12 protein-coding genes are annotated in these 7068 nt (G+C 29.7%); all 12 read right to left on the bottom strand.

Annotated elements, in window-relative coordinates; genetic code table 11:
• Window positions 1-620, bottom strand: a 620-nt coding sequence (locus PHC28_RS13370; RefSeq protein WP_300101479.1) for a cyclic nucleotide-binding domain-containing protein, incomplete at its 3' end; no start/stop codon positions are given.
• Between the two features lie 301 nt (window positions 621-921).
• Window positions 922-1464: a hypothetical protein gene (locus PHC28_RS13365; protein WP_300101476.1), complete on the bottom strand. Its 543-nt coding sequence runs from the start codon at window positions 1462-1464 to the stop codon at window positions 922-924.
• A 130-nt stretch (window positions 1465-1594) separates the two neighbouring features.
• Window positions 1595-1819, bottom strand: coding sequence for a hypothetical protein (locus PHC28_RS13360; RefSeq protein ID WP_300101473.1), 225 nt, complete (start codon window positions 1817-1819; stop codon window positions 1595-1597).
• Entirely contained in the window at window positions 1819-2667 is an 849-nt protein-coding gene (locus PHC28_RS13355; protein WP_300101471.1) for a hypothetical protein, read from the bottom strand. Before PHC28_RS13355 ends, PHC28_RS13360 begins: the two co-directional genes overlap by 1 nt.
• Before the next feature lie 6 nt (window positions 2668-2673).
• Window positions 2674-3186, bottom strand: coding sequence for a hypothetical protein (locus PHC28_RS13350; protein ID WP_300101468.1), 513 nt, complete (start codon window positions 3184-3186; stop codon window positions 2674-2676).
• Window positions 3187-3341: 155 nt separating this feature from the next.
• The gene (locus PHC28_RS13345) at window positions 3342-3854 is read right to left on the bottom strand and encodes a hypothetical protein (RefSeq protein WP_300101466.1); all 513 of its coding nucleotides are present in this window, start codon (window positions 3852-3854) and stop codon (window positions 3342-3344) included.
• Entirely contained in the window at window positions 3844-3996 is a 153-nt protein-coding gene (locus tag PHC28_RS13340; RefSeq protein ID WP_300101464.1) for a hypothetical protein, read from the bottom strand. The genes PHC28_RS13345 and PHC28_RS13340 overlap by 11 nt, the downstream gene beginning before the upstream one ends.
• Window positions 3997-4190: 194 nt before the next feature.
• On the bottom strand, window positions 4191-4604 hold the full coding sequence (locus PHC28_RS13335) for a hypothetical protein (RefSeq protein WP_300101461.1): 414 nt from the start codon (window positions 4602-4604) through the stop codon (window positions 4191-4193).
• A 123-nt stretch (window positions 4605-4727) separates the two neighbouring features.
• On the bottom strand, window positions 4728-5174 hold the full coding sequence (locus tag PHC28_RS13330) for a hypothetical protein (RefSeq protein WP_300101458.1): 447 nt from the start codon (window positions 5172-5174) through the stop codon (window positions 4728-4730).
• Complete coding sequence (locus PHC28_RS13325) at window positions 5174-5896, bottom strand: hypothetical protein (protein ID WP_300101455.1); 723 nt, start codon at window positions 5894-5896, stop codon at window positions 5174-5176. Before PHC28_RS13325 ends, PHC28_RS13330 begins: the two co-directional genes overlap by 1 nt.
• A 141-nt stretch (window positions 5897-6037) precedes the next feature.
• A complete protein-coding gene (locus tag PHC28_RS13320; RefSeq protein WP_300101448.1) occupies window positions 6038-6211 on the bottom strand; it encodes a hypothetical protein in 174 nt (57 codons plus the stop codon).
• A partial coding sequence (locus PHC28_RS13315) for a replication initiation factor domain-containing protein (protein WP_300101444.1) occupies window positions 6208-7068 on the bottom strand: 861 nt, incomplete at its 5' end. The genes PHC28_RS13320 and PHC28_RS13315, both read right to left, overlap by 4 nt.

Below are 7068 nucleotides of genomic sequence, written 5' to 3'. Positions count from 1 at the left end.
TTGTTTTCGCAAACAATAACACTATTGGTAATCGAATTTGTCATAAGTTGAGCAACTTCCTGAACAATACTCAATTTTGTTGCCCTTAAAGGAGTTGGATTATAAGACAATGATTGAAAATATTGCATCTCTGATTGCTGGTCAGAATAGTAAACATTGTCGGAAATCAGTTTTCCGTGCAAATTTTCGCTTTCGCTTGGATTACTTGTGTTGGAAGCAAAACTTTGCAATAAATAATCTAATACTTCAGAATTATTGGCTACAAATGGACGAAAAGCGGTGATAGGAATTGCATAAATAATGCTTTCTTCACGAGCTTTGGCAGTCATCAAATAATTATTCTTGGCAAAAAACGGGCGCAAACCAAAAACATCTCCTTCAACACATTTATTTAATATAGTGTCTTCAGCATCTGCAATTACGGATAAATTTATAACACCCGAAGCAACAACATAAAAACTGTTGTGCAATTCATCATTAATTTGAAATAAAGTTTTATGCTTTTCTAAATTTAAAACCCGAATGCTTGTAGCAATTTCAGATAATTCTTGAAAAGTTAAATTATCAAACGGCGGATATTGCTTTAAAAAATCGGCAATTTGTTCAGCAATTGTGTTCATATAGTAATTGTATGGTCGATTGTAAATTTAACAAAATTAAATTATGCAATGGAAAGATGAAGTGCAAAAATAATTTTATTTTATGTTGAGGCTTTCTATATTCTAGTAAACTATTCTTTAAAATAGGATAAATCAACTATCTGGAGTATATTTATCCTATTTTAAAGATTATTATTATGAACTATAATTTATAGTATGAAAATTAAAACGTCCAAGAAGATGTTAACAACTTTATGAACAATAATCAGCCAAAGCTTTGGAAATAAAAAAACCCCTTTTTACTGGGGTTCATTTATTAATTTTATTTTTTAAAATAAGGGTCATCAATTCCCGAAGTTAAAATATCTGGAGTAAAAAGAAAATTCATTTTATCACTATAAATACCTATAATCTCTAAACCAACATTTTTACCCCTACTAGAAGAAGGAGCATCAACAGAACGAGAAGAATTCGGAGGAATATTATAAACAGTAACATCTTCATTTTTATAACAACTTCCATTATCAATAACATAACAAAGCCTAACAGTAACCTCATTAATTAAATAATCCGTTTTATTTGTCGCAATAACTCTTAAATCCTCAATACCACCAATACCATAATAAGAAAACTTGTCATCAACAGAAATATAGTTAAACCAATTATTCCTATAATTTTTATTTTTCGCCGTAATTTCAGAGTTAACCCTATTTTTTTCCAATATAGAAAAATCAGAAATAGTATCAACAGAAACAAAAGAATCCTCACGAGAAGAATCTAAAGTAGAAACGCCATAAGAATAAGCAATAAAAGCAACAAGAAAAAAAGATAAAACAACAAAAACACCAAAAATAATTTTTTTCATAAATTTTAATTTTTATAAGTTAATAATGATTAATCGAGTTTTCAAAGATAGTGCCAAAAATTTAACTCTCAAACATAAATAATTCCTACAGAGAATTAATAATAAACCTTTAAAGAAAAAACCGCCCTAATCAATAAGGCGGTTTGTCAATTATAAACCTATCATAATATTGACGACCAAGATAAATACCAGTTTTACGATTGTAAATATTTATATAATGATAATCATATTGTTCTTTTTCTAAAAGTTTATGAAGCCAATAAATTGATTTTACAAACTGATATGATATAGGATGTTGTTTTTTATCCTTATGAAACACCCAACAACTGTATGGAGTAGGAGTATTGTTAGCCATTATACAAATACACTCATAGAGGTTCTATATATTGCTTGAACTCTTATAATAGCATTGTTTTCCGTAGTGACATCCCAAAAGTAAGTACCAGCAATACAACCAATAAAATTAACAACATCTAAAGAACCATTTTTAGGTACCAAATCAAATATATTATACTTTGTATCTACAAGAAAATCAATACCTAAACTAGAACCAACATTATACATACCATCAGGTATAAGATTAGCGTATTGAAATTTCAAAGTAAAGCCCAAAAAATTGACGAAAGTATTAACATAATCACCAGCAATAATAGAATTAGCTTCTATATTTGGTTTTATTTCAAAAACATCGTTTTGATAACTCCTGGACCCATCTACATCAGTATAAACACCTTCTTTGACTATAAAAGCATCGGCTTGATTTTTCCATAGAGAGATTCCCTCTATTTCTAAATTACCAGCATTTAAGTCAATCCAATATCTAAAAGGGTCATATTGATACCTAAAAACACTTACTTTATCTTTCGCAGGAACATTATTGAAAAGTCCTTTCAAGTAGTCATTATTGTAAGACATTGTTACAACTTGTTCAGGCGGAAGAAACGCATATCGAGGAATTAAAGAAACGTCAGAAAGTTCAGAATTGAGAAAACCTAACATATCATTATTTTCTATATCATCAAAACCAACACCCAAAACGCGTATATTGTTTTGAAAAACTGCAAGGATGAAAAATTCTTCAATTATACCCTCTACTTTAAACGTTGTGTTTACACCATTATCTAAAAAAACAACTGGTTTAGTTTTTACTAAATCATTGGTAGTTAAATATTGAACATAATTATTTTGGTTTGGATTATTCATTTTTTTTTATTTAAAAAGTGGTAATTTTAATAACAAATCCTTTGACATTCTACTTTTTACATCATTTAATAAATTTCGATTTGTTAAAAACTGATAGCATTTTGCAGTTAAATTTAATGCGTTTTGTGACTTAATTTGTGATAAATTTCGATACAAATCATTTGAATCAGGAAACCAATATAATGGATTTATGGAATTTGTCCACGTATCTGGTTTATCTGTCATAAGTATTACAGAGACATTCCTTGCAACCGTTTGAATATACAATAAAGTAGTAATTTTTGAAAGTCCTGTTAATTGTGTTGTATAATCTTTATTTAAAACAGTAGTCAAACCCTGTTGAGTTTTAACCGCCTCTTCCGCATTGTTTACCGTATCTTTTGTTTGTGAATCACGTAAATACCTAAATAGTACGGGAACTCCAAAAACAAGCCCCAACATTACAACCCAGTATCTCTCTATTATATCAAGAAACCCCGATTTTACGGAGTTTCCTGATGCTTTTCTAACTGTAGCCATTGACTATTTTTTTACAAATTTGTAGATAGCAAAAACTACCAAAACAACTATGCCAATATTGAAATAAAGGCTATGCGCAGCATATAAATCTTTAATTTTTTGTAACATTTTATTTAAATTTTTTAATTAATATTAACGTCTTTTTTCGCTATTTTTTACAGTGTAATAGCCAACACAGTATAAAAAAAAAGTATCAGAGGAATAACAATAAGCGTTTTTGTACTTGTATCTACCTTTAAAACCTCGGTCGATACATTTCCAAGCATCTTAATAGCTTTTTTAATTTGTGAATCAGAAACTTTTGAAGCATCCGAGCCGTTTTCTTTTTTTATGATAGCTCTTGAAAGCAACATCAAGAAACTTGCATTTATAGACGTTATTTTTGTGTCAGCAGAAACACCAATTGACTGGGAAACATCTTTTATGTATTGAGCTGTATTGTTTTCAAAACTCGGAGCATACTCACTAATTAATTTACGAACTGTATTTTTCCCTTTATTAATATCGTGAATCAAGTCTTTAAGCATCGCCCTGATACCATATTCCATCGATGTAAATTGCTCAAAATGTTTGTCCGTATTTTGACTTAACGGGAGTTTTCCCTGCCAAGCATTGTTAGTAATAATTAAATTACCCGGATTATTGTTTCTTATGCCTCTAGTTGCCATCTTTTAAATCTTTTTTATCAGACAAATCAATTTTTTCAAGTTCGTCATAAATAACTTCAATACCTTTTATTACAGCCATTACAACAGCCGAATATTTTACGATGATTCCTATTATGGAAATTATTCCTTTTAATTTGTTCATTTTATTGATTCTTTTTAGCTTCCTTTTCTGCTTGTTTTTTTGCAATTAATTGCATCAAAGCATCCGCACCCTCGTGAATGATTAAAGGAAGAAATTTTAATAAAAATTTTAACATTTTGTTTCAGTTTTTAAATAAATAAATACTATAGCGAAGTTCACGAAAATCGCAAACAAAGCAATTAAATATCTATTCATTATTTATTAATGAAAGTCCCAGCGTAGCCACCATTTTTAGCTTTTGGATTTACTACCATTGCCAAAGCATCTATAACAACTTTACCTGTTTTAGCTTCCATAGTTCCCCAATGGAATGCTTGAATGCCAGTTTTAGTATTTGTCAACGTACAAGCGACTGAACCTAACCACCCTTTGTCAGATAGTTTCGATTTTTGAGTAGTCACACATTTTATTGCAATAAGTTCCCTATTTGCCAATTTCCAACCAGTAGTCAAATGTTGTTCAATTCCTTTATTTGGACCAGTAGTAGGGAAGTACTTAGTTGTTTTTGCACCCGAATGCTTAACTACTTTTTTTTGATGCTGAGCATTGTTGTTATAACCACGATTGTTATTATTACCGTAATTACCTTTGTTATAATTGTATCCCATCAGTGAAATAAATTTTTAATATTAATTAATAAATCCGTGAATTTTTTTAAGAGCAATACCAAACTGTCAAGGATGAAAACTATCAAGTACACCCATTTACGACAGTTTGAAATTTTACTTTTTTTATCGTGTTCGTTTTCCACGCACTACACCCTTTCCTTTTTTAAGCAACTTCCAACCGACAATGAAAAGAATCAAGGAGACGAAAAAACCTATAATCCAATTTTTGTATTTAGACCAATTTGTATCCCACCAAACTTTAAAAACAAACTTGTTTACACTATCTGAATTATCTTTTACAAATTTAGAATCAGAAAGAACTTTTGAAATTTTATCAGAAGCCGCTTTACCAACGCTATCTAAAACATCATTGGCATAACTAGGAATTTCGTAATGTTGTGCAATTTCAACAGTAGCAGGGGAGTTCTTGGTAGCGTTTGGATCTTTAGACTTGGCAATTCTTAAAGCATCAGCACCTATTGCAGAAAAATTACCAGTTACAGCACGTGTAAGATTTTTAATAGAAACAACTCGTTTTAATTTATTTCCTATACCTTTAAAAAATCCCATTACTCTACATTTTTAATCGTTCGAACAACGAAGTTAATAATTGAACCCTGAGCCTTGTTGATTTCGATAAAATCGACGTGAAGCAATGGAAGTGCAAGACGACCCCCCAAACGTTGTGAAACTGTTCCATCTACATTTATAGACTGAATCGGGTCTATGTCTGTAGAAAGGGATTGAAGTTCAAAAGGCAAATATTTAACAACTTGACCATTTTCGAATGTGTATGAAACATCAGTAATAGACGCATCCATTGTCATAATAGCCAAGTCAAAACCTTTTACATCAACTTTTTTATTAACCTCCTCAATTGCAACGCTTTTTTGCTCAAAATGATACAATTCGTTAGTTTGAAAAGGGTCTTCAATTCCGTATAATTCATATGTATTTACAGCCCTCAAATCATCTAATTGAATTTTAATAGATTCTTTTTCAGCTAAATGAATTCCAGCTAAATGACCTAATTCACACAAAGCTATACACCCAAAATTAGCATCAGACTGAATAGCTTCGCTTCCATAAGTTGAAGCTAAAAGAAAGTCTTTAAAATTTACTTTGTTCACTAAAATAACGTTATTACCGTTAGCTCGTTCGATGTATACCGAAATTTTTTCGTTTAGTAATTCAGACAACTTTAAATTTGTTGCAAAAATAAGTCCCGAAATTGCTTTCGTTACTGTTAATTCAGCGGACTTTAAAACACCCGTCAAGGAAATAATTTTCATTTTTGTTTTTTTTAATTAATAATATTTTCTTTGTTGAGTACAAAGGTTTGTCAAGAATGAAATACAGCGTGATGAATTTTGATGATTTTTAACGAATTTTGATGAATTTTGATGATTTTTAACTATCATTTTTAAGCCGATTTACAAAATACCGTACTGTATCAAATCGGAAATAGTTAAATAATCCCTTTTTATTTGCAAGGAATCTAAAATAGTTTGATACTCTTTTCGAGCAGTATTATAACTAACTGAAAGTAAATACATTAACTCCGTTTTACTGACTTTTTGGCTTGTATTTTGTTTTTTTAGGCTCATAAAAATAATAATTGATGTTCGTTAAATAGATTTTTGTCAAATTGTTTAACAATCTTTTCTTTTAGTCGAAATTCGTGTAAGTAGAAATTCATTTTATTTTGAAACCATAATTTTAACTTCTTTTCTGTTATCAAGTCAATATCTTCCAAGAGTAGATTTAAAGCGATTATATAACTTATATCTTGCTCGTTTGCGTAATATTCACGAAACAAAGACTTTGAAAGTCTTTTTTTTATAGTAGTTGTAGAAATAAAGGCTTTCTTTAGTTTCTTAATAACTGGAACTTGCTTTGTAATCGCTTCACGCATTTTATCGAAATCAAACAATTCTATTTTCTTTTCTTTATTAATTTGACTTTTACCTGTATTTTCGTGAAGTTCAAAAAAACCTTTTGTAGCAATTTTTAAAAGTTCAAACAATATAGAAATATTAAAAATACCCCAAGTCATATCCTGCTGAACCTCATCTTTTGTTTTTGAAAACTCTTTTAAATTCCTGAAAAACGCAGAATTTAATTGGTATTCAAATCGCCAAATATTTTCATTTTTAAAACCATTTGAAGTATAAAAATCATTTATGTATGGTTTTTCCGTGAGTTGAAGAGATAGGGTTTTATTATAAACACGTACAATTTTATCGCTTGTTCGCTTGCCTATTTGAAAACCGTTAAGTACCGATTTACCTTTAAATGTCTCAAAGTAGGATTGCAAGTTTTTTGGACGACCCGAAATAAGAAAAGAGCCGTTTATAATATTGTCATAGATTGAGCGATAAGAGTGATTATTATCTTGTTTGTCTATACAAATATCAAGGCGATTAATTGCCGTAAATTTATATCCAGTTTCTTCGCAAAAAAC

The sequence above is a fragment of the Flavobacterium sp. genome (assembly GCF_028712645.1).
Classification (GTDB): Bacteria; Bacteroidota; Bacteroidia; order Flavobacteriales; family Flavobacteriaceae; genus Flavobacterium.
The sequence above is the reverse complement of the archived record's forward strand: the minus strand, read 5'-3'. Positions and strand labels throughout refer to the sequence as shown.

What these genes read in the sequence shown, in the direction of transcription:
- PHC28_RS13365 (WP_300101476.1), bottom strand. Translation starts at nt 1,464, where the DNA reads ATGAAAAAAATTATTTTTGGTGTTTTTGTTGTTTTATCTTTTTTTCTT.
- PHC28_RS13360 (WP_300101473.1), bottom strand. Translation starts at nt 1,819, where the DNA reads ATGGCTAACAATACTCCTACTCCATACAGTTGTTGGGTGTTTCATAAG.
- PHC28_RS13355 (WP_300101471.1), bottom strand. Translation starts at nt 2,667, where the DNA reads ATGAATAATCCAAACCAAAATAATTATGTTCAATATTTAACTACCAAT.
- PHC28_RS13350 (WP_300101468.1), bottom strand. Translation starts at nt 3,186, where the DNA reads ATGGCTACAGTTAGAAAAGCATCAGGAAACTCCGTAAAATCGGGGTTT.
- PHC28_RS13345 (WP_300101466.1), bottom strand. Translation starts at nt 3,854, where the DNA reads ATGGCAACTAGAGGCATAAGAAACAATAATCCGGGTAATTTAATTATT.
- PHC28_RS13340 (WP_300101464.1), bottom strand. Translation starts at nt 3,996, where the DNA reads ATGAACAAATTAAAAGGAATAATTTCCATAATAGGAATCATCGTAAAA.
- PHC28_RS13335 (WP_300101461.1), bottom strand. Translation starts at nt 4,604, where the DNA reads ATGGGATACAATTATAACAAAGGTAATTACGGTAATAATAACAATCGT.
- PHC28_RS13330 (WP_300101458.1), bottom strand. Translation starts at nt 5,174, where the DNA reads ATGGGATTTTTTAAAGGTATAGGAAATAAATTAAAACGAGTTGTTTCT.
- PHC28_RS13325 (WP_300101455.1), bottom strand. Translation starts at nt 5,896, where the DNA reads ATGAAAATTATTTCCTTGACGGGTGTTTTAAAGTCCGCTGAATTAACA.
- PHC28_RS13320 (WP_300101448.1), bottom strand. Translation starts at nt 6,211, where the DNA reads ATGAGCCTAAAAAAACAAAATACAAGCCAAAAAGTCAGTAAAACGGAG.